The organism is Martinezella sp. CNPSo 3890, assembly GCF_057784455.1.
On sequence record NZ_JBXSOR010000023.1, the window covers coordinates 45,620 to 65,485 of the forward strand.

General features: G+C 59.2%; 19 protein-coding genes and 1 pseudogene. 13 read left to right on the forward strand and 7 right to left on the reverse strand.

The annotated features are described in order from the left end of the window. Positions 1-2 precede the first annotated feature (2 nt). Together AC13RC_RS31330 and AC13RC_RS31335 are read right to left on the reverse strand one after the other, a co-directional pair. Positions 3-569 carry a cysteine hydrolase family protein gene (locus AC13RC_RS31330; protein ID WP_069614900.1) on the reverse strand — a complete coding sequence of 189 codons (567 nt, stop codon included), beginning with the start codon at positions 567-569 and terminating at the stop codon, positions 3-5. Between the two features lie 35 nt (positions 570-604). After that, positions 605-1,054, reverse strand: a complete 450-nt coding sequence (locus AC13RC_RS31335) for a MarR family winged helix-turn-helix transcriptional regulator (RefSeq protein ID WP_069614899.1) — start codon at positions 1,052-1,054, stop codon at positions 605-607. Positions 1,055-1,119: 65 nt separating this feature from the next. On the opposite strand from AC13RC_RS31335, the pseudogene dnaE2 reads away from it, so the two are divergent. The 3 genes and pseudogenes from dnaE2 to AC13RC_RS31350 form a co-directional block, all read left to right on the forward strand. Then, a pseudogene (gene dnaE2, locus AC13RC_RS31340) lies at positions 1,120-1,711 on the forward strand (error-prone DNA polymerase); the annotation flags it as partial. A gap of 391 nt (positions 1,712-2,102) precedes the next feature. Beyond that, complete coding sequence (locus AC13RC_RS31345; RefSeq protein ID WP_488559541.1) at positions 2,103-3,893, forward strand: ABC transporter ATP-binding protein; 1,791 nt, start codon at positions 2,103-2,105, stop codon at positions 3,891-3,893. Positions 3,894-3,970: 77 nt separating this feature from the next. Beyond that, entirely contained in the window at positions 3,971-4,282 is a 312-nt protein-coding gene (locus AC13RC_RS31350) for a DUF982 domain-containing protein (protein WP_113390861.1), read from the forward strand. 127 nt (positions 4,283-4,409) lie between these two features. Here AC13RC_RS31350 and AC13RC_RS31355 read toward each other — a convergent pair whose 3' ends face one another. The 3 genes from AC13RC_RS31355 to AC13RC_RS31365 form a co-directional block, all read right to left on the reverse strand. After that, positions 4,410-4,859: a hypothetical protein gene (locus tag AC13RC_RS31355; RefSeq protein ID WP_488559542.1), complete on the reverse strand. Its 450-nt coding sequence runs from the start codon at positions 4,857-4,859 to the stop codon at positions 4,410-4,412. A 95-nt stretch (positions 4,860-4,954) separates the two neighbouring features. Next, positions 4,955-5,950 (reverse strand): MDR family oxidoreductase, encoded by a 996-nt coding sequence (locus AC13RC_RS31360; RefSeq protein ID WP_069614895.1) that lies wholly within the window; start codon positions 5,948-5,950, stop codon positions 4,955-4,957. Positions 5,951-5,990: 40 nt separating this feature from the next. Next, the gene (locus AC13RC_RS31365; protein WP_069614894.1) at positions 5,991-6,743 is read right to left on the reverse strand and encodes a FadR/GntR family transcriptional regulator; all 753 of its coding nucleotides are present in this window, start codon (positions 6,741-6,743) and stop codon (positions 5,991-5,993) included. A gap of 134 nt (positions 6,744-6,877) precedes the next feature. Here AC13RC_RS31365 and AC13RC_RS31370 point away from each other — a divergent pair, with 134 nt between their 5' ends. From AC13RC_RS31370 to AC13RC_RS31415, 10 genes are all read left to right on the forward strand, one after another. Then, positions 6,878-8,335: an FAD-binding oxidoreductase gene (locus tag AC13RC_RS31370; RefSeq protein WP_152094325.1), complete on the forward strand. Its 1,458-nt coding sequence runs from the start codon at positions 6,878-6,880 to the stop codon at positions 8,333-8,335. Beyond that, a complete protein-coding gene (locus AC13RC_RS31375; RefSeq protein ID WP_488559543.1) occupies positions 8,336-11,848 on the forward strand; it encodes an indolepyruvate ferredoxin oxidoreductase family protein in 3,513 nt (1,170 codons plus the stop codon). Beyond that, positions 11,845-12,666 carry an enoyl-CoA hydratase/isomerase family protein gene (locus AC13RC_RS31380; RefSeq protein ID WP_113353637.1) on the forward strand — a complete coding sequence of 274 codons (822 nt, stop codon included), beginning with the start codon at positions 11,845-11,847 and terminating at the stop codon, positions 12,664-12,666. The genes AC13RC_RS31375 and AC13RC_RS31380 overlap by 4 nt, the downstream gene beginning before the upstream one ends. A gap of 75 nt (positions 12,667-12,741) precedes the next feature. Then, positions 12,742-13,707 carry a 2OG-Fe(II) oxygenase family protein gene (locus AC13RC_RS31385; RefSeq protein WP_113353638.1) on the forward strand — a complete coding sequence of 322 codons (966 nt, stop codon included), beginning with the start codon at positions 12,742-12,744 and terminating at the stop codon, positions 13,705-13,707. Between the two features lie 69 nt (positions 13,708-13,776). Then, positions 13,777-14,814, forward strand: coding sequence for an extracellular solute-binding protein (locus AC13RC_RS31390; protein WP_183813453.1), 1,038 nt, complete (start codon positions 13,777-13,779; stop codon positions 14,812-14,814). A gap of 113 nt (positions 14,815-14,927) precedes the next feature. Beyond that, positions 14,928-15,992 carry an ABC transporter ATP-binding protein gene (locus AC13RC_RS31395; protein WP_488559544.1) on the forward strand — a complete coding sequence of 355 codons (1,065 nt, stop codon included), beginning with the start codon at positions 14,928-14,930 and terminating at the stop codon, positions 15,990-15,992. Continuing rightward, positions 15,989-16,846, forward strand: a complete 858-nt coding sequence (locus tag AC13RC_RS31400) for an ABC transporter permease (RefSeq protein ID WP_113353641.1) — start codon at positions 15,989-15,991, stop codon at positions 16,844-16,846. The genes AC13RC_RS31395 and AC13RC_RS31400 overlap by 4 nt, the downstream gene beginning before the upstream one ends. Beyond that, entirely contained in the window at positions 16,846-17,628 is a 783-nt protein-coding gene (locus AC13RC_RS31405) for an ABC transporter permease (RefSeq protein WP_069614886.1), read from the forward strand. Before AC13RC_RS31400 ends, AC13RC_RS31405 begins: the two co-directional genes overlap by 1 nt. Before the next feature lie 822 nt (positions 17,629-18,450). Then, positions 18,451-18,759 (forward strand): hypothetical protein, encoded by a 309-nt coding sequence (locus AC13RC_RS31410; RefSeq protein WP_113353643.1) that lies wholly within the window; start codon positions 18,451-18,453, stop codon positions 18,757-18,759. Between the two features lie 2 nt (positions 18,760-18,761). Further along, complete coding sequence (locus AC13RC_RS31415; RefSeq protein WP_488559545.1) at positions 18,762-18,995, forward strand: DNA polymerase ligase N-terminal domain-containing protein; 234 nt, start codon at positions 18,762-18,764, stop codon at positions 18,993-18,995. Between the two features lie 38 nt (positions 18,996-19,033). Here AC13RC_RS31415 and AC13RC_RS31420 read toward each other — a convergent pair whose 3' ends face one another. Together AC13RC_RS31420 and AC13RC_RS31425 are read right to left on the reverse strand one after the other, a co-directional pair. Beyond that, on the reverse strand, positions 19,034-19,318 hold the full coding sequence (locus AC13RC_RS31420) for a type II toxin-antitoxin system RelE/ParE family toxin (RefSeq protein ID WP_488559546.1): 285 nt from the start codon (positions 19,316-19,318) through the stop codon (positions 19,034-19,036). Continuing rightward, positions 19,315-19,587, reverse strand: a complete 273-nt coding sequence (locus tag AC13RC_RS31425) for a CopG family ribbon-helix-helix protein (protein ID WP_069614883.1) — start codon at positions 19,585-19,587, stop codon at positions 19,315-19,317. The genes AC13RC_RS31420 and AC13RC_RS31425 overlap by 4 nt, the downstream gene beginning before the upstream one ends. Between the last annotated feature and the right edge of the window lie 279 nt (positions 19,588-19,866).

Below are 19,866 nucleotides of genomic sequence, written 5' to 3' on the forward strand. Positions count from 1 at the left end.
CCTTAAGCGTTCCGCTTTGCGAGTTCGGTCATGATCTCTTCCGTCGTGGCGGTTTCGCCGAGCCGGGGAAAGACGTTCTTGATGCTGTAGGCATGGGCCTCGGGCCGGGTATCGGTCATGGCGTCGATCGCGAGCGCGACATTGTACCCGGCCTCGAAGGCCTGCCGCGCGGTCGCCTCGACGCCGGTTCCGGTTGCGACGCCGATGACCACCACCTGAGTTACGCCGAGGGATTTGAGACGGGCGTCGAGGTCGGTCGTCGCGAAGGCGCCCCAGCTGTATTTCGTCACGACGATATCGCCGGGCTGCTGGTCGAGATCAGGAATGAAGTCCGTAAAGCCGTCCGGCAGTGGTCCGATGTGGCGTCTGGGCTGCTCCGCGCGCCCGGGCGCGGTGCCGGCAACCTTAACGAAGACGACGGGCAGATCGTGCTGCCGGAACGCGCGGATGAGCGCGACGGCGCGTTCGATGACGGGAGCGATCGGCTCGATGAAGGCCGCGCTCATGATCCCTTTCTGGAGGTCGACCACAATTAGGGCGGTCTGTTGATCCAATGCGGTCAGGGCCATGGGATATCCTAAGGTGTGAGGAAGGAAAGGACGGTCTAATCCTGCTCGACTAGTCGCTGCAGCAGGCCGATGGCGGCCAGCACTTGGCTTTGCTCTCCCGGCGAAAGCCTGGCTTCGATGGTGCGGCTGAGCCAGTCCTGGCGGGCGGCGCGGCCTTCCTGGATCAGGCGGCGGCATCGCTCCGTCAGCGAGAGAATGGTTTGCCGGCCATCAGAGGGGTCGGGCATTCCCGAGACGAGGCCCATCGCATCCAGCGCCGATAGGAGCGTGCCCATCGATTGCGGGCGCATGCCTTCGGCGCGCGCCAGCGCCGAGGTGGTCATCGGGCCTTCTTTTTCCAGTCGGACGAGCGCCGACGCCTGACTTGGCGTCAGGTCGCCGGCGTGGCCCTGCTCGCGCAGCTTGCGCTTCAGCTTGCTTGCGAAGCCTCTGAGCTCTTCGGCAACTGTGGAGGCGAGGGGTGATTTGTCGGCGTTCTCGATCATGGCAGCATCTCTACCATATATGAAGGTAAACTGTAAAGATTAACTTCATACATCATCGCGCCACGAAATACGCCCCCTATTTCCTGACGATGTTCTCAATCGTCCGCTATGCCCGCGGCCAGAGCATCCTATGCCAGGGGTGGGGATCGACCGCCAATTCCGCCGTCTGCTATATCCTCGGCATCACCTCCATCGATCCTGAGGCCAACAATCTGCTCTTCGAACGCTTCGTTTCCCTGGAGCGCGACGAGCCACCCGACATCGATGTCGATTTCGAGCACGAGCGGTGCGAGGAGGTGATCCAATGGATCTACAGGACCTACGGCCATGACAAGGCCGCCCTGTGAGCGACCGTCACGCGCCAAGGGCGCAATTCGAGATGTTGGCAAGGCGCTCGGCTGGTCGGAGCACGTGATCGAGACGCTATCGGCGGGCATGTGGTCGTGGCCGAAGGAACTAGTGACCGAGCGTAGCCTACGCGAGCTCAATCTCAATCCAGAGGATCGCAGGCTTGCCTTGACCTTGAAGCTGGCCCAGCAGCTGATGGGCGCTCCACGCCATCTCGGCCAGCATCCCGGCGGTTTCGTGCTCACACATGATCGTCTCGGCGATCTCGTGCCGATCGGGCCCGCCACCATGGCTGACCGGCAAGTGATCATGATGAGATCTTCAGGGTGCCGGCCGGCCGCGGCGACGAGTTCGCGCATGGGTCCCTGTCCGAAATGGTGTGGCGTTCGCGCATGTTTCCCCACAAAGTAGAAAAACCGGCTTGGCAAAGTCGAATTAGTCCGATACAAACTCTCCATCGCTGCACATCAAACAGAGGAGGCGTTGCATGACACCAGCATCCATCGAAACGCTTCCGTCCGGAATGAACCGAAATTAGATCATTCCCATTTGTGGCCCGCAGTGGGCACGCATGAAGCGGTTTTTGTTTCCTTCACAGTTCGATTGATTTGCCGAGGTCGGCTCGTTTCCGTTCCGGCAATGTCCGTTAACTCTCGATTTTTGGGGCCGACCGCCGAAATGTGCGGTCGGACTGGTTAAGATGACTCGCAAGAAGCTCGACTTCCGCGCCGATGCTTATCGCAATGTGCTCGGCTTTGTTTTTCGTCAGTGGACCCACCGTCCCGCTTTGGTGGGCACCATCATCCTGCTGGTAATTGTTAGTACGCTAGCCGAAGTTCTGGTGCCGGTGTTTTCAGGCCAGATCGTCGATGCGATTGCCAGCGGCAGTGCGGCGGCCGATGCCATCCGCGCCTTCGTTGTCGTCGTCACCCTTGGCTTGACCAGCGTTACGCTGCGCTGGTTTATCTTCGACGGGATCATCCGTCTGACGCTGCGCATCATGGCCGACGTGGTCAATAACGGCTTCCACAAGGTGCAGCGCTTCTCGACCGATTGGCATGCCAATAGTTTCGCCGGCTCGACGGTGCGCAAGATCACTCGTGGCATGTGGGCGCTCGACTCGCTCAATGACCTGTTGCTGATAGCCTTACTACCCTCGATCGTCATGCTCGTGGGCGCCAGCGTCGTGCTCGGTAGTTATTGGCCGGTCATGGGGCTGATCGTGGCTGCGGGATCGCTGATCTATATCGGCGTGACCATCTTGCTTTCGACCGGATACGTGTCGCCAGCGGCGAAGCTTGCTAACGCATGGGATACCAAGCTGGGCGGCGCACTGGCGGATGCCATCAGCTGCAACTCGGTCGTGAAGGCTTTTGGCGCCGAAAACCGCGAAGAGGAACGCTTGCGCCAGGTGCTGCTCAAATGGGACAGTCGAACACGGCGGACATGGAAGCGCGGGACACTGAACGGCACGATCCAGGGTTTCATGATGGTCTCCATGCAGGCCGGCATTCTTGGCACTGGCCTTGTCATGTGGCGGCAGGGACTGGCGACGCCGGGGGACATCACATTCGTGCTAGCGATGTTTTTCATCCTGCAGGGTTACCTGCGCTCGGTCGGACAGGACATTCGAAACCTGCAGCGCGCCGTCAACGATATGGAAGAACTTGTCCTGCTCGACAAAACGCCGCTGGGCATTGAGGATAAGCCAAACGCGAAGGCGATCAAGATCGATAGGGGCGAAGTCCTGTTCGATCGCGTCACCTTCCAGTACGGGGCGCATCCTGCACCGCTCTATGAGGATTTCTCGGTGACGATCAAACCGGGCGAGCGTGTCGGATTGGTCGGCCATTCCGGCTCGGGCAAGACGACCTTTGTCAAGCTCATCCAGCGCCTCCATGACGTTAAGGCGGGGTCGATCCGCATTGACGGCCAGGATATCGCCCATGTCACTCAGTCCAGCCTGCGCAGCCAGATTGCCATCGTGCAACAGGAGCCGATCCTGTTTCATCGCACGCTTGCCGAAAATATCGCCTACGGCCGACCGAACGCGTCACGGCGCGAGATCGAGAATGCAGCGAAGCAGGCCAGTGCCCATAGGTTTATCATGGACCTGCCAAAGGGCTATGAGACATTGGTGGGCGAGCGCGGCGTCAAATTGTCGGGCGGCGAGCGTCAACGTGTCGCCATCGCCAGGGCATTTCTGGCTGATGCGCCGGTGCTGATCCTGGACGAGGCGACCTCGAGCCTCGACAGCGAGAGCGAGGTGCAGATCCAGCAGGCAATGGAACGCCTTATGGAAGGTCGCACGACGCTGGTGATCGCGCACCGACTTTCGACGGTACGAGCTTTGGATCGACTTTTGGTCTTCGACAAGGGAAAGATCGTGGAAGAGGGTGACCATCAGGCGCTCATTCGCCTCAATAACGGCATTTACCGCCGGCTGTTCGAGCGTCAGGCGCTGGAGTTGACCAAGGGCCTCGTGGCCTGAGGCAAACTCTTGAAGTGACAATCCTCTCTTACAATATGATCCTGGGAGAGGTCCTTGGCATGGAAAGGAGGAAGAAGATGCCACTCAACGATATTCCGTGGACCCGTCCGGTGACGATCAGGCTCCAATGCGGGCTGGAGCGCACCTTTACAGGCGTCTATGACGCTCTGGACTTTCTGGAAAATGAATGGCCGCTGCGGCATGGCGAGCGCCACGAACGTGCGGTGAAGACCTGCCGCGGCGCGCTCAATCGGGTTGTGCCTGCTGTCATAGCAAGAGAGGCGTTCCTGACCGCCTGTCTCGAAGCGGGAATGCCTGTGGTCCTGGCGCCGTCGAAGATAGCGCCGAAAACGCAGCCTATGCGACCGGCCGGCGCGCTATCCTTATAGTCTGCTGGCTTTTGGAGCTCGCCGCCTCTGAAGGCGAGCTCTCGAAAGCTGCATTACAAACAACAGCAGATTAGTCTTCGCTCATTGAAACGCGTCGATGCAGGTACGCTGCGTTGGAGCAATGCAATCACGCGACTTTTGCCGCGAGCATTTCATTGATGCAGTCTTCGTTCAGTGCTTCCAATTGCTGCAGCGGAAAGGCGTTGATGAAGATGCGAATTGTCTCATCGAAATTGGCGCCGGATTGGGACCAGGCAGGCCCAATCAATCTGCTTGCCGGCAAGATCCTCGACCTGGACAGGCCGCAGGTTTCATCGGCCTCGTCGTCGACCGCAAGCTCAAACGTACCGAAGTGCCGATCTCCATCAACAGCGAGCCATGGACCTCGTCGGTCGATGGCGGCTTTGGCTCGTCCCAGCAAAGTTCCTCGTCCAAGGTTGGGTGGTCCGTAACGTCTTCCGGCATCTCGCGCATTCTGTCGAGATGGCGAAGCATCTCTCGACTTGCCACGGAAGCTGGGCAGGTCGTCCCTGAAGGTGTCAAAGGCATCCCGGCCCCAAATGGCCGACAAACTCATGTAGTATCTTCGCTTGGTTCTGAGTGATGGTGAGGACACTTTCTCTCGGGTGCGGCTCTCTCGAATATTCAAATAGCTTGCCCGCTGGAGCAGCCTTATTCTGCGATTTCCACCACGACACGCCCCCTAATTTTGCCCTCGACGATATCCTGAGCAAGGCTCGGAAGCTCGGAGAAGGGCTCGATCCTTGCCAATGTCTCGATCCTTTCTGCTTTCAGGTGTTCGGCGAGGGTCTGCCATGCGCGGATCCGTTTGGACATTGGTGCCATAACGGAATCAATGCCAAGCAGTGCCACGCCGCGCAGGATATGCGGGAGTACCGTTGCCGGCAGGTCTGCGCCGGCTGCAAGGCCACAGGCAGCAACTGCCCCACCGTATACGGTCTGTGAAAGTGTGTTTGCGAGCGTCGTCGAGCCCACAGAATCAACCACGCCGGCCCAGCGCTCCTTTTGTAGAGGACCGCCCTTTTCTGAAAGCGATGCCCGGTCAACGAAAGCGCTCGCGCCGAGCGATCCGAGATAGTCCCGCGTTTCAGGGCGACCGGTCGATGCGGTTACTTTGTAACCCTTGTCCGCAAGCAGGCTGATCGCCACCGAGCCGACACCGCCCGCCGCACCGGTCACGAGAATTTCGCGATCGTCGTTGAGGATCGTGCCCCAATCCTCAAGCGCATTGACACAAAGCGCCGCCGTGTAGCCGGCCGTTCCAATTGCCATTGCCTGCGAAAGGCTGAAGGTTTCGGGAAGTGCGATCAGCCATTCCGCTTTCAGGCGCTGAAATCGCGAATATCCGCCCCATTCTGTTTCAGACAGCCCCCATCCGTTGACGATGACCTTGTCGCCACGCGCCCATTTGTCAGATCGGGATTCAACTACGATTCCGGCAAGGTCGATGCCTCCGACCATGGGAGTACGCCGGGCGATCCGCCCTTTGCCGGTCAGGGCCAGGCCGTCCTTGTAATTGACGGTCGAATAATGAACCTCGACGAGAACATCATGATCCGGCAGATCGGAGAGTGAAAGCTGGCGGAACCCGGTCTGCGGCTTGCCATCGGCCATGTCGATGACCATTGCCTGGAATGTATCGGACATGCGTCCCCCTTTTCACACTTGAAATCGGCCGTTCGCCTTCTCAGGTCTGAGGCGCCGCCTTCATCCTGTCGCGTGCGTCCATCGCGGCTGCGTAGCTGTTGCGAATGTAGGCCAGCAGGTCCGCCAATGCCCTTGTCGCCGTCTCGGTGTCGCGCTTGGCGACGGCCTCCATGATCTGCCGGTGAAAGCCAGCGACCTTGCGGCGCTCGCGAACCCGGAACACGATCATGTTGGTTATGGGGATGAAGGACTCGATCACCGTATACATCATCAGCTTCAGCGGGCCATTGCAGGTGGAATCCACCAGCGCGCGATGAAAGCGCACGTCGGATGCGCAGAAGTCCTCGTCACTGATCGTCTCATCGCGTTGGATCTCGATCTCCGCCGCCATTCGTTCCAGATCGGCAGCGCCGTGATTTTCGCAGGCGAGCCTGCAACAGATCGTCTCCGTCTCAAGGCGGGCCGTAATAATCTCGTGGATATCGAAGGCGCCGATGCCGACTAGCAGGGTTGCTGCTGCGGTGATCGCCTTGGAAAGCCCTTCCGGATCCGGCCGTTTGACGAAGTTTCCGCCGAGCGGGCCGCGCCTTGAATGGATGAGATTTTGCGCTGCCAGACGTTTTAGCGCCTCACGCACGGTCGGCCGCGATATGCCGAAGCTTCTCGCGAGATCCTCTTCCGTGGGAAGCCGCTCGTCGATTTTCAGGCGGCCATCCATGATCGCGGATTTTATGTTCTCCGCGACCTGCTTGGCGATGCCAGCCCTCACGACCTCATCAAATTTCAGCGTCATTGATTGTCACCCTTACCTCGATTTCATAGATGCCACGGCCGCTTCGAAAACGCCACTGAAAATTGAATATAGGTTTGACAAATATCGGATAGACGATAACCTGCCCTCGATCCAGATAACCAAGGGGAACGAAATTGGGCGGATCGACTGGTCGGGCGGAGAGCGCCCAAGGTGCCCGTGCGCCTGTTGGCCGGCATGCAGAATTGCTGCGCCGGCTCGACGGAAGGATCGATAGTAAGGCCATTCTCGCTGGCGACGACGTCGGCGATGGCTATCGTGGTGACGCAACGGACGAGGCCGGCGAGCGCCCGATAATCGTTTTCCGGCCCGCGGATACGGCGGAAGTGTCCGCTATACTTGAAGAATGCAATCGTCTGGGGCAGCCCGTCGTGGTCCAAGGCGGCAGGACGGGCCTTGCCGGCGGGGCGAGGCCTCAAGTCGACGAAGTGTCGCTTTCGCTTGAGCGAATGGTGAACCTGTCGCCGGTGGATGAGAATGCCGCCACCATCATCGCACAGGCCGGCGTTACGCTTCAGTCGGTACAGGAGGCTGCGGCAGGCTGTGGGCTGTTTTTCGGTGTTGATATCGGCGCGCGCGGCACGTCCACGGTTGGCGGTAATGTTGCCACCAATGCGGGCGGTATTCGTGTCCTGCGCTATGGCATGTATCGGTCGCAGGTTCTGGGGCTTGAGGTTGTGCTGGCGGATGGCTCCGTGCTGACCAGCTTGAAGGGATTACCCAAGGACAATTCGGGCTTCGATCTCAATCAGCTCTTCGTTGGAAGCGAAGGTGTGCTTGGCGTGGTCACGCGGGCCTGTTTGCGGCTGCATCCTGAGCCGCGGTCGCAAGCGAACGCCTTTTGCGGATTGCCGTCGTTAAGTGCCGCTATTGCCCTTCTAAAACATTTACGCTCTACGCTCGGCCCGTCGCTGTCGGCCTTCGAAGTGATTTTTCCGAATGTTTATAACGGGGTTCTGTCGCAGACCGGTGCTCAGCCACCTGTTGCAGCAGGTGCGGGGATGTACGTTCTTGTGGAAATGCAGGGGCAGGACGAGGCCGGTGATCACGCGCGTTTTTCCGAAGCGCTTATGGCGTGCTACGAAAGCGGCGTCGTGACGGACGTGGCTGTTTCGGGGTCGCCGCGCGAATATCACGCAATCTGGAAACTTCGCGAGGCTGCCAGTGAATTCATTTTCTCGATGGACCACGTCTCCGGCTTCGATGTCAGCCTGCCCTTGTCCCGCATGCAGGCCTTCCTTGATGCTGCCAGCCGTGAGATCGCGGCGGCCGATCCAAATGCCGAGATCTATATTTTCGGCCATCTCGGCGATGGCAATTTGCATTTTCTTGTCCGCACTCACCATCATGAGCGGATCGCCGACATAATTCTTCCTGCCGTGATCCGGGCCGATGGCGCGATTTCCGCCGAGCACGGAATTGGCCTTGAGAAGAAGAAGTGGCTGCCTCTCGGCCGAAGTGCCGCCGAGGTGAATGCAATGCGCCGCCTGAAGGCCGCCTTCGATCCCAACAATATTCTCAATCCCGGCCGGGTTTTCGATATGCCGTTGCCGGGCGTGCCGGAGCGCGCGTAGATGCAGAACCTGTCCGAGACGGCCCGCGCATTGCCCAGTGAAAAAGGTCCGAGCCTTGATGACCGGTATACGGTCAATCATGGAAAAATCCTGGTGTCCGGCACACAGGCGCTGGTGCGTCTTCCGATGATCCAGCGACAGCGCGATCTGGCAAAGGGCCTCAACACTGCCGGATACGTCTCCGGGTATCGCGGTTCGCCGCTCGCAAGCTTCGACCGCGAGATGGCGCGCGCCAAGACCTATCTAGACCAGAACCATATCCGCTTTCAGCCCGGCCTCAATGAGGACATGGCGGCGACGGCTGTATGGGGAACGCAGCAGACGGCGATGTTCTCCGGCGTCCGCTACGACGGTGTCTTTTCGATGTGGTATGGCAAGGGGCCGGGCGTCGATCGCACCATGGATGTGATCCGGCACGCCAATGCCGTCGGCACCAATCCGAATGGTGGCGTGCTGCTGCTCGCTGGCGACGATCATGGGGCCGTCTCATCGACCTTGCCACATCAGAGCGAGCACAACTTGATATCGGTCATGGTGCCCTTGCTGTCGCCCGCCGGCGTCGCCGAATATATCGACTACGGTTTGCTGGGATTTGCGCTTAGCCGCTATTCGGGTGCATGGATCGGCTTCAAGTGCCAGACGGAGATTGTCGAATGCACGGCAACCGTCGATCTCGATCCGGCTCATCCGGCGATCGTCTATCCGGATGCGCAAGGCAATCTGTCGCTTCGCTGGCCTGACGGGCCGCATGCGATGGAGCGCCGGCTGGAAGACAAGCTTTCTGCCGTCCATAGATTTGCGCGTCACAACAGGCTTGACCGCACCATCTGGCAGGGGCAGCGCACCAAGGCGCGTCTCGGCATCGTCTCGACCGGTAAATCCTGGCTCGATCTGATGGGCGCGCTTTCGCGCCTCGCCGTAGACGAGCGGCGCGCAGGCGAGCTCGGCATCCGGCTCTACAAGGTTGGCCTTGTCTGGCCAATCGAGCCGGAGGGAGTCGCACGGTTTGCCGCCGACGTCGAGACGCTGCTGGTCATCGAAGAAAAGCGTCCGATTATGGAAGACCAGATCAAAGCTCTGCTCTTCAACATGCCGTCCGATGAGAGGCCGAGAGTGTTTGGCAAGCTCGGGCCGGCGGGCCGGCCGCTCCTGTCAGCCGTCGGTGAGATCGATGCGGTGGCCGTCGGGCGCGCCATCCTTGCCGTGCTCGAGCCGCAGGCCGACGATCTCGATAACCGGTCGCGGGAGATGGAGGCAATTGTTGCAGCCAGCGTGACGGAAAGTCCGGCACTCAGGCGCGATCCGTATTTCTGCTCCGGCTGTCCGCACAGCGTCTCGACCAGACTGCCCGAGGGAAGCCGTGCCTCGACGGGTATCGGATGCCACATGATGGTCATCGGGCTTGAAGACCGGAACACCTCGACCTTTACCCAGATGGGGGGTGAGGGCGGTGCATGGATTGGGCTTTCTCAATTCACCGATGAAAAGCATATCTTCGTCAACATGGGCGACGGCACCTATTTTCATTCGGGCCTGCTTGCGATCCGGGCTGCGATCGCCGCGAAGGTCAACGCCACTTACAAGATCCTCTATAACGATGCCGTCGCCATGACCGGCGGTCAAAAGCACGATGGTGAGGTCTCTGTTCCCGGTATCGTCGGCCAGATGCTGGCCGAAGGGGCTGCTAGAGTGGCTGTCGTCGCCGAGCGGCCGGAGCTCTGGCGCGGCCGCTTGCCACGCAATGTCACGGTCAATCATCGCGACGAACTCGATCAGGTGCAGCGTGAACTGCGCGAGATCGAGGGGGTGACGGTGCTGGTCTACGATCAGGTCTGTGCGGCAGAGAAGCGCCGGCGTCGCAAGCGCGGGGCGCTGGCGGTCTCGGACAAGCGAGCATTCATCAACGAACTGGTCTGCGAAGGATGCGGCGATTGCTCGGCCGTTTCCAACTGCATCTCGATCGAGCCGCAGGAAACGGAGTTTGGCCGTAAGCGCAAGATCAACCAGTCGAGTTGCAATACCGACCTTTCCTGTATCAAGGGCTTCTGTCCGAGCTTCGTCACGGTGGAGGGCGGAAAGATCAGAAAGCCGGCTGCGAAAGCCCAGCAAGCGACGTTCGATGACATGCCGTTACCTGTTCTGACGGAGATCGGAGCGCAGCCCTATAACATGCTGTTGGCCGGTATCGGCGGGACGGGGGTGATTACCGTCAGCGCTGTCCTCTCAATGGCGGCGCATCTCGATGGCCTTTTTGTGCAGACGCTGGATCAGACGGGGCTCGCGCAGAAGAACGGGGCCGTCATTTCGCATCTTCGCGTGGCGCGGATGGCTGGTGCTTTGTCGTCGGTCCGTATCGGCGTAGGCGAAAGCGATCTGGTGCTCGGCTTCGACATCGTAGTGTCGGCCGGTCGCAATGCGCTATCGACCTTTGGCGCTGGCCGCACGCACGCCGTCCTCGACAATCATTTCGCGCCGACGGCATCTTTCGTTCAGAACACAGCGATCGATTTCCAGCAGGAAGCGACGCTCAAAACGTTGCGTCGCGCAGCCGGCGAAGATGCCGTTCACCTCGTCTCGGCGACCAAGCTTGGCGCGGCGCTGATGGGCGATGCGATTGCAGCCAACATGTTCCTGCTTGGTCATGCATGGCAGCGCGGTCTGGTGCCGATCAGCCTTGCCTCCATCGATCAAGCGATTGCACTCAATGGGACCAGCGTTGCGATGAACCGTGCCGCCTTCGGCTGGGGTCGGCGCTCGGTGGTCTCCCCCGATATCGTCGCCGGCGCTGCGGGAGCTGATCTAGCCGAGGTCAGGCCCGCCGAGACACTCGACTCGATCATCGAGCGCCGTGAGGCTTTTCTTGCCGCGTATCAGAGCGCCGCCTATGCACGCCGGTACCGGGCACTGGTCGATGCTGCGCGGCAGGTTGAAAACGGGCTCATGGCCGGCGAGGAGTTTGCAACCGCCGTTGCCCAAAACGCTTTCAGGCTGATGGCCTACAAGGACGAATACGAGGTGGCGCGCCTGCACCGAGACCGGAGCTTCAAGGCTGCGATCGAAGCGCAGTTCGAAGGCGACTTCAGCATCAAGCATCATCTGGCGCCACCAATCCTGTCACGGCGGATCGACAAACGCACCGGAAATCCGGCGAAGATCGCCATCCCGCGGAAAATGATCGGCCCGGCCTTTGCGCTTCTGGAAAAGCTGCGCTTCCTCCGCGGCACGGCGCTGGATCCCTTCGGCTATACCGAAGAGCGCCGGATGGAGCGGCGACTGATCACTGACTATCAGGCGATGATCGAGGATCTCACGAGACAGCTTTCCGTCGAAACGCACGGCCATGCCGTCGCACTTGCCCGGCTGCCGGAAGAGATCAAGGGATTCGGCCCCGTTAAGATGGCGTCGATCGGGCGTTTTGAAAAGAAAATGGCGGCCTTGCTTGCAACGCCGGCCAATGACGAGAAACGAACAGGGATGCCGGATCAGGACACGGCTAAGAGGAAAAGCATATGAGCACTTCCGATACCTTCGAGACGATCCTTTACGAGAAGGACGGCCACGATAAATTCGCGACGATCACCATCAATCGTCCTGAAAAGCTCAATGCGATGAACAAGACGACGGTGCGCGAAATCGACCGCGCCGTCGCCATGGCTGTCGCCGACAAGGAGGTCAACGCGCTCATCATCACGGGGGCGGGTCGCGCATTCTCGTCCGGCTATGATCTTCAAGGCGCCGATTACGATGTCGATATCGAGGACTGGCATGCGGACATGTCGGAGAACGCCCAGGCGCTCCTCAACATCTGGAAGGCACCGGTCCCGGTCATCGCGTCCGTGAACGGTTATGCGCTTGCGGGTGCGCTTGAGCTGATGATGGCCTGCGATCTGGCCATCGCCAGCGATAATGCGAAGTTCGGCGAGCCGGAGGTGCGGCACAATTCCGGCCCGCCGGCCCTGTTCATGCCCTGGCTGCTGGCCACCCGTGACGTGCGTTGGCTGATGTATACAGGCGATTTGGTCGATGCCGAGGAGGCCTTGCGCATGCACCTCATCAACAAGATCGTGCCCGCCGATCAATTGAGGGAAAAGACCGAGAACCTGGCCCGCAAGCTGGCTCGTATGCCTGTGCCCGCCATCAAGTTCGCCAAGTCCTCCATCAACAACCAGCAGATGGCCGCTGGCCTGATGACATCCTTCGATTTCAACGTCCACGCTATCGCCGCCCTGCATGTTAGTCGCGATGGGCAGGAGTGGATGCGCAATCTGCAGAAGATGTCGCTGAAGGAATATCTCGAGTTCCGCGATGCCCCGTTCAAGGGGCTCGACTGACCCCGTTTTACGATATCGCCCGGCGGCACCCATCCAGTGCTACCGCCACCGCCGATCAAGGAAGGAGGCTCCAGGATGCAGACGATCATAGCGCCGGATGAGGTGCAGGACGCAATCCCCGTCATCGATATTGCACCATTCATCGCAGGCGCGGAAGCCGGCCGGAAGGTCGTCGCTGCCATCGAGGATGCCTGCCGTCGAACCGGCTTCTTTCTCGTTACGGGGCACGGCGTCAGGGCTGACGTGACAACCCGTCTTTATAACCTCGCTCGCGATTTCTTCGATGAGCCGCCGGAGTGGAAGATCGGGCAGGGAAGGGGAACATCGATAGAGGGTGGAGTTGCCTTCTCGCCGATCGCCGACGAGGCGCTTGCGGCGACGCTCGGCATCAAGACGCCGGGCGATTACAAGGAAAGTCTGAACTTTGGCCCGCGCCTGCCTGGCGATCTATGGCCAACAAGGCCGGAAGGGCTGGAACAGGCCTTCGCCGACTATTTCACAGAGATGGAAAAGCTTGCGGGCCATTTGCGCCGGGCATTCTGCGAGGCGATAGGCCTCGCCCCGGATTATTTCGAGCCGGCGTTTGAAAACCACCTCTCGGCGCTACGGGTGATCAATTATCCTGAGCAGAAGGAGAGTCCGCTTCCGGGGCAGCTCCGTGCCGGCGTTCACACCGATTACGGCTTCATGACCATCCTGCGTTCGGAAGCCTCTCCGGGCGGACTGCAGGTGAAAAACCGGGAGGGTGACTGGCTGGATGCACCGAATGTCGAAGGCGCCTATGTCATCAATATCGGCGATGCCTTCATGCGCTGGTCCAACGATGAATGGCTGTCCACGCCGCATAGGGTCGCCAATCCGCCCAGTGCTTTCAAGGGAACGACGCGTCGCCAGTCCATCCCGTTCTTCCTCAATCCGTCCAGGGACACCGTGATTGAATGCCTCCCGCCTTTTGCAGCAAAGGGCGCCGCCAAATACGAGCCGATCACCTACGGCGACTACATTTCACTGAAGACCAGCCAGGCCTTCAGCAAGATCTGATGGCAAGAAGCGGAATGCCGCCTGCCCCGCAATGCATGACCAAGTCAGAACCAGTTTGAGGGAACGTCGATGATGAACATGAACAGGCGGCAGGTTCTTGCCGGAATGGGTGGAGTGACAGCGGCGGCCATGGTTGGCCTGCCGGCATGGGCGCAATCCAAGACACTTGTCGTGCCGACGCTCGGCGGCGCATGGGAGCAGTTTTGGCGCCAGACGCTGGCACCGGCCTTCACTCAAAAAAGCGGCGCGCAGGTGACGCTGGATGCGGGCAACGGGCGTGTCTGGAGCGCCAACCTGCGGGCGGCAGGGCCGCAGAAGCCGCCATATTCGATCCTGATGACCAATGAGGCATTCGCATCGAGCCTGCGCAAGGAAGGCTTCTTCGAAAAGCTCGATCTGGCGAAGTTGCCAAACTATGCCGACCTCTATCCGCTTGCCAAGAAGACCGAGGGCTGGGGTGCCGTGGCCATGGTATCGCCGATCGGCCTCGCCTATCGCACGGACATGGTCCAGACGCCACCGAAAGCCTGGAAGGACCTCTGGGACAACCCGGAGTTCAAGGGGCGCATCGGACTCTACAATTTTGCCAATACGGCCGGCAAGATGGAACTGATGCTTGCTTCCAAGATCTTCGGCAAGGATCAATATGATGCAGATGCCGGCTTCAAGGCGCTGGAAAAGCTTGGCCCGGTCATCCAGGCCGATTTCAACCTTTCCACCGGCATCGCGTCCGGAGAATTCGTCGTCGCTCCCTTCGATTTCGGCGAAGTGGCGCGTCTGCGCGGCCAGGGTCTTCCAATTGACGTCATCGTGCCGGAAGAGGGGCTTTTGATGTTCGATCAGACCCTCAACATTCTCGCAAACGGTCCCGAGAAGGATCTGGCCTACCAGTACGCCAACTTCCTTCTGTCACCTGACGGCCAGCTGCCGCTGATGAAGCAGTTCTTCGTCTCGCCAACCAATGCGAAGGTTGTCGTCCCTGACGATCTGAAAAAGGACGTGCCGATTTCCGGTGAAGTGATGGACAAGATTCTCACCTGGGACTGGGACTTCATGAACGAGAAGCAGGCAGGCTTTGCCGAGACCTGGGCCAAGATCATGAAATGATTTTTGTCTTCTTCATCAGGCCACAAAGGATCGCCTTGTTGGGGCGGTCCAGCATTCTTCCCTGACGCAGCGAGATTTGCGGTACGCCGCACAGACAATCTGGAAGATCGATCATGACCGAGGTGAGCATCGAAGGGCTGACCAAGCATTACGGAGCCTCGCGCGCCGTCAACGGCATTTCCGTCAAGATAGGGCAGGGGGAATTCATCTCGCTGCTCGGGCCTTCGGGATGCGGCAAGACGACGACGCTGAAGATGATTGCCGGTTTCGAGGATGTCACGTCCGGCGCCATTCGCTTCGATGGGCGGGATGTCTCGCATGTGCCGGCGGAAAAACGCGATATCGGCATGGTGTTCCAGAACTATGCGCTCTTCCCGCATATGACCGTGGCGCAAAACCTCGCCTTCGGGCTGGAAATGCGCAGGATTTCGCGGCAAGAAATCGCGATCCGCACGGCCAGGGTTCTGGATATGGTGCAGCTGTCCGGATATGCCAACCGCTATCCGCGCCAATTGTCCGGCGGACAGCAGCAGCGCGTGGCGCTTGCCCGCGCGCTGGTCATCGAACCACGTATCCTGTTGCTTGATGAGCCGCTTGCCAATCTCGATGCCAAGCTTCGCGACGAAATGCGGGTCTTCATACGCGACCTGCAGAAGCGCGTGGGCATCACCACCGTCTATGTAACCCATGATCAGGCCGAAGCAATGACGATGTCGGACAGGATCGTCGTGATGTTCGGCGGGCAGATTGCGCAGTATGGCGCCCCGTCTGATGTTTATGATCGACCGGCAAGCCTGGAAGTCGCGCAGTTCGTCGGCCAGGTGAATACGCTACCCGGCCGCCTGAAGGGCAGGACCGATGACGGTACGTCGGTCGTCGAAACCGCGCTTGGAATGGCGAATGTCAAGGGTACCCTGCCGTTAAACGACGGCTCCATCCCCGTATTGCTGCGGCCGGAGGCCATCGAACTTGCGGCCGCGGGGGGCCATGGCTCGGGCATCATCGCAACGGTTTCGCAGAGCTATTATTCTGGCAGTCTGATCGACTATCGGCTGGTGCTCGAAGGCGGCGAAACGTTGAGCGTCCAGACCTTCCCGCGAAGCCGCTTCCAGCCGGGTGATCGCGTGACGGTGAAGGTTGACAGTGAGCGTTTCTGGGTGCCGGGAACGATCGCATGATACGCCGTACCAGATCCGCCTATCCGCTTCTCCTGATCGCGCCCTCGGCATTGCTCCTCGGGCTGTTTCTCGTTCTGCCTTATCTCAATATTGTGGTGATGAGCCTGCGCAACCCGGCCAACGGCTCGCCCTATGCGCCTGGATTCACGATCGGCAATTACCTGAGGCTGGCGACCGATACGTTCTACATGCGGCAGGTGGCGAACACGCTCTTGATCGGTCTGGTCACGACCCTTGCTTGCCTCATTCTCGGTTTTCCGGTTGCCTGGCAGCTGTCGCGCGAGAAGATGCGGTTTCGCGGCCTTGCCTATGGGCTCGTGCTGTCGCCGCTTCTCGTCGGCATTGTTATCCGCAGTTACGGGTGGACGATCCTTCTTGGGAATAACGGCATCATCAACAAGACGCTGATGAATTTGGGCCTGATCGAGCGTCCGGTCGGGCTGATGTACAACGCACTCGGCATCGTCATTGCGCTCGTCCACGTCTTCCTGCCCTTCATGATCCTGCCGTTGATGAGCGCGCTGCAGGGGATCGACCCGTCGTTGAAGTCGGCCGCACGGTCGCTTGGCGCCGGAAAGCTGACGGTCTTCAGGCGCGTAATCCTGCCGCTGGCCATGCCGGGTATCCAGGCGGGCTGCATTCTGGTGTTCGTGCTTTCACTGAGCGCCTATGTGACTCCCGCCCTGATCGGCGGCCTGAGGGTGAAGACAATGGCAGTCAGCGTCGTCGACGCGCTGATCGACACGTTCCAGTGGCCGTTCGGCTCCGCCATGGCGCTGACGCTTTCCCTTGCCGGAGCGGTGATCGTCGTGATCTTCGCGCGGCTTACCCGCATGAAATGGAAGATGAGTTGATGTCCAAACATATGTTGAATGGCTATTGCCTCATCATCTACGGCTTTCTACTGCTGCCCATTCTCGTGGTCGTCGGTGCCTCCTTCAACGCGGGGGCATTTCTGACCTTTCCGCCGCAGGGTCTCTCATTTCGGTGGTATGTCGTCTTCTTCCACAACGATGTCTTCTGGCGTGCCATCCGAACCTCGCTTTGGATCGCGGCCGTGTCGACCCTGATTTCAGGTGTCATCGGCACGATGGCTGCAATGTTCTACGTGCAGCATGCCGGGCGATGGAAGGAGAGTGTCCGGCTTGCGATGCTGTTGCCACTGCTCTTGCCGGAGGTTCTGACGGCGATCTCGCTTCTGTTCTTTGTCTACGCGATCGGCATCGGCACGACGACAATGGCCGGCATGCTGATCGGGCATGTGCTCATGACGCTACCCTTCGTCTTCATCAACGTGTCTGCGGCGATGGAAGCCTATGAACCGTCGTGGAGCCTTGCCGCCCGCAGCCTCGGTGCCGGGCCATTCACGCGCTTCAGACGCATCATGCTGCCGTTGATCAAGCCCGGCGTCATCGGCGGCTGCCTGTTCGCGTTCATCATCTCGTTTGACCTCTTCACTATATCGTTCATGTTGAAGAATGTCGGAACGGCCACGCTTCCGATCCAGATCTACGATTATCTCAGAACAAACTTTACCCCGGAGGCGGCGGCAGTATCGACGTTGTCTATCGCTATGACGGTGGTCGTGGTCGTCGTCTCTGAAAAGCTTTTTGGTTTGCGGATACACCGTTTTTAGATGGCTTTCGATCCTACGAACATCACTGTCGCAGAACCTAGGTTATGTGGAATGAGAGTGCCCGCGATGGTCGTCCGGCATTAGTGATCGCGCCGGCCGTGACGAAGCACCATAATCCGAAGTTATGTGCCGAGGTCAGAATTGTCAGTCATTAGAATTTTGAACAAGGTGTAGTCGGTTCAGATCCCATCAAGAGCGCAATTCACTCCTCGCAGGATCTCGGCGTTGTCCGCGCGGTGCGCGCGCTGGCAGTTTGTTCGGCGCTTTGAACAGCGTGGCTAGTTTGCCCGCAATGGGGGTTCCGATGCCGCTGCACGGGTCAGGGCCGATGCGAGCGCGAAAATAACCGTTGTCGCCTTGAGTGATGTCGTTGAAGGTGTGTTCGTTGATCTTGAGGCTTTTCTCAAAAAATCGCGGGCGGGACCCCGGATTGACGGAGAAGCAGCATGATTGGCGCCAGCAATGGCCTAGACCTCGGAACCGCTTCTTCTCGATCAGCTGCGAACTCAGGAATGCGCGCGGCTGCATTCATCAGCAGGACCGGAAGGCAGAACGAGGACCGCTCCGGTTCGTCGGTAAACGGCAAGGGAAAGCTCACGTAGACGGTCAACCGCGGGGCCGAGGTTGCTCAGCCCTCCTCGCGCGAGCTCTGTCTTATCGACAATTCGGGTTAATCAAACAGGTTTGCCCACGTCTTTGCTCGGCCAGAAGCCACGCCGGCAGCGCTTACTGCTCGATAAACACCGTATGCAAGAATCCATAGGGAAACTACAAAGGTAAAAAAGCGTTGTCTTGCTGTGAACCTACCAGAAGGAGATACCAATGGCGGATAACAGCACCATGACGATAAGCGCCACGTTCCAAACACGGCAGGCCGCAGATCTTGCCATCGAACATCTGGTTCAGCAGCATGGAATTTCGAGGCCGGACATTTTCGTTCAATCCTCGAGCAGCCAAAACACCTCGGGTTCATCACCCTCGGGAGGAGATGCCTCGCACGACGACGGCGTTCGCCGTGACGCACGACTCGCAGGCGAGATCGAGGTCTCGGCGGATATTACGTCGAGCAAAGCTGTCACCGTCAGGCGCAGTCTCGCGGATGCCGGTGCGCTGCGTGTATGGAGCCGCTGAGCATGACCAACATTCTTTCGAAATACCGCGCCAAGCGCGACTTCAAGAAGACCAGCGAACCGAGTGGGAAAACGCGTGTTAAACCGTCGAATCGCCGGCGGTTCGTTATCCAAAAACATGATGCCACGCGACTTCATTATGATCTGAGGTTGGAACTCGATGGTGTCTTCAAATCCTGGGCGGTGACAAAAGGACCGTCACGCTCGGAGAAGATGCCTAGTAGTGCCGTGTTCTGAAATCTATTTCGACACGCAGAGCTATACGGGTAGTGGTGTCAGTAGCCAGCCTCTTTCTGATGTCGGAAAGCGAGGACAAACACGATATCGCCATCAGGCTCATGTCGGTAAAGCGCGACGTAGCCGGAGTCCCCAAAGGGAATCACCAGTTCACGTAATTGCGCGTCGTCCGGAAGCGGGCGGCCAATAAGAGGCGTTGATTCCAGTAACAGGAACTGGCGTTCGATAGCCCGGCCCGCCCGACTTGCGGCAGTCGGCGCCTTAGCCGCCAGAAATCGCCTGCAGCGCTCCAAACCCTGTGCCGCACCTTCGGTAACGATCACTCGTGGCACTCAGGTACCGTCTCTTCCGCATCGGTGCCCCAGGTGTCCAGCCAAGTGCGTACCTCCTGTCCGGTAAGATGTCGGCCGGTCTCCTGATAGGCCGCCCAGGATGCCAAAGCCTCCTGTTTGAAGTTTTCGCGCGCTTCCTCACGTTCGACATACTGCTGAATGGCTTCGAGCATGATCCAGTGTGCCGAGCGCCGTCTTTGGCTGGCGAGGTTCTGAACTCGGTTCTTTAGCTCGTCATCAATCTTGAGAGAAGTAGCCATGGCAGCCTCGTATTACCAGGTATTACCTAGCGATAAGATAGGCATTGTTTTGCTGTTTGTCCATGATCTTACTTTATGACGAACGCCACCCCCAATTTGATCGTGTTTGCTTCTGGCGGCATCGTGGCCGGCGGACTGTGAAGTGATGCATTCCATCACAATGACATGGCCAGAGTATGATTTTTGATCGCTCTTTAAGCAAGCGCCACCTCACTTAAATAAGTGCCAGACTAAGGTAAGCGGCCTTAAATAAGCGAGTTTTGGAGAAAGCACTCTGCA

Bases quoted from the DNA above. Each gene is read 5' to 3' on its own strand.
- AC13RC_RS31425 (WP_069614883.1), bottom strand. From the start codon at position 19,587: ATGGCTACTTCTCTCAAGATTGATGACGAGCTAAAGAACCGAGTTCAG.
- AC13RC_RS31355 (WP_488559542.1), bottom strand. From the start codon at position 4,859: ATGAGTTTGTCGGCCATTTGGGGCCGGGATGCCTTTGACACCTTCAGG.
- AC13RC_RS31380 (WP_113353637.1), top strand. From the start codon at position 11,845: ATGAGCACTTCCGATACCTTCGAGACGATCCTTTACGAGAAGGACGGC.
- AC13RC_RS31385 (WP_113353638.1), top strand. From the start codon at position 12,742: ATGCAGACGATCATAGCGCCGGATGAGGTGCAGGACGCAATCCCCGTC.
- AC13RC_RS31350 (WP_113390861.1), top strand. From the start codon at position 3,971: ATGCCACTCAACGATATTCCGTGGACCCGTCCGGTGACGATCAGGCTC.
- AC13RC_RS31405 (WP_069614886.1), top strand. From the start codon at position 16,846: ATGTCCAAACATATGTTGAATGGCTATTGCCTCATCATCTACGGCTTT.
- AC13RC_RS31335 (WP_069614899.1), bottom strand. From the start codon at position 1,054: ATGATCGAGAACGCCGACAAATCACCCCTCGCCTCCACAGTTGCCGAA.
- AC13RC_RS31415 (WP_488559545.1), top strand. From the start codon at position 18,762: ATGACCAACATTCTTTCGAAATACCGCGCCAAGCGCGACTTCAAGAAG.
- AC13RC_RS31330 (WP_069614900.1), bottom strand. From the start codon at position 569: ATGGCCCTGACCGCATTGGATCAACAGACCGCCCTAATTGTGGTCGAC.
- AC13RC_RS31365 (WP_069614894.1), bottom strand. From the start codon at position 6,743: ATGACGCTGAAATTTGATGAGGTCGTGAGGGCTGGCATCGCCAAGCAG.
- AC13RC_RS31375 (WP_488559543.1), top strand. From the start codon at position 8,336: ATGCAGAACCTGTCCGAGACGGCCCGCGCATTGCCCAGTGAAAAAGGT.
- AC13RC_RS31410 (WP_113353643.1), top strand. From the start codon at position 18,451: ATGGCGGATAACAGCACCATGACGATAAGCGCCACGTTCCAAACACGG.
- AC13RC_RS31400 (WP_113353641.1), top strand. From the start codon at position 15,989: ATGATACGCCGTACCAGATCCGCCTATCCGCTTCTCCTGATCGCGCCC.
- AC13RC_RS31360 (WP_069614895.1), bottom strand. From the start codon at position 5,950: ATGTCCGATACATTCCAGGCAATGGTCATCGACATGGCCGATGGCAAG.
- AC13RC_RS31390 (WP_183813453.1), top strand. From the start codon at position 13,777: ATGATGAACATGAACAGGCGGCAGGTTCTTGCCGGAATGGGTGGAGTG.
- AC13RC_RS31345 (WP_488559541.1), top strand. From the start codon at position 2,103: ATGACTCGCAAGAAGCTCGACTTCCGCGCCGATGCTTATCGCAATGTG.
- AC13RC_RS31395 (WP_488559544.1), top strand. From the start codon at position 14,928: ATGACCGAGGTGAGCATCGAAGGGCTGACCAAGCATTACGGAGCCTCG.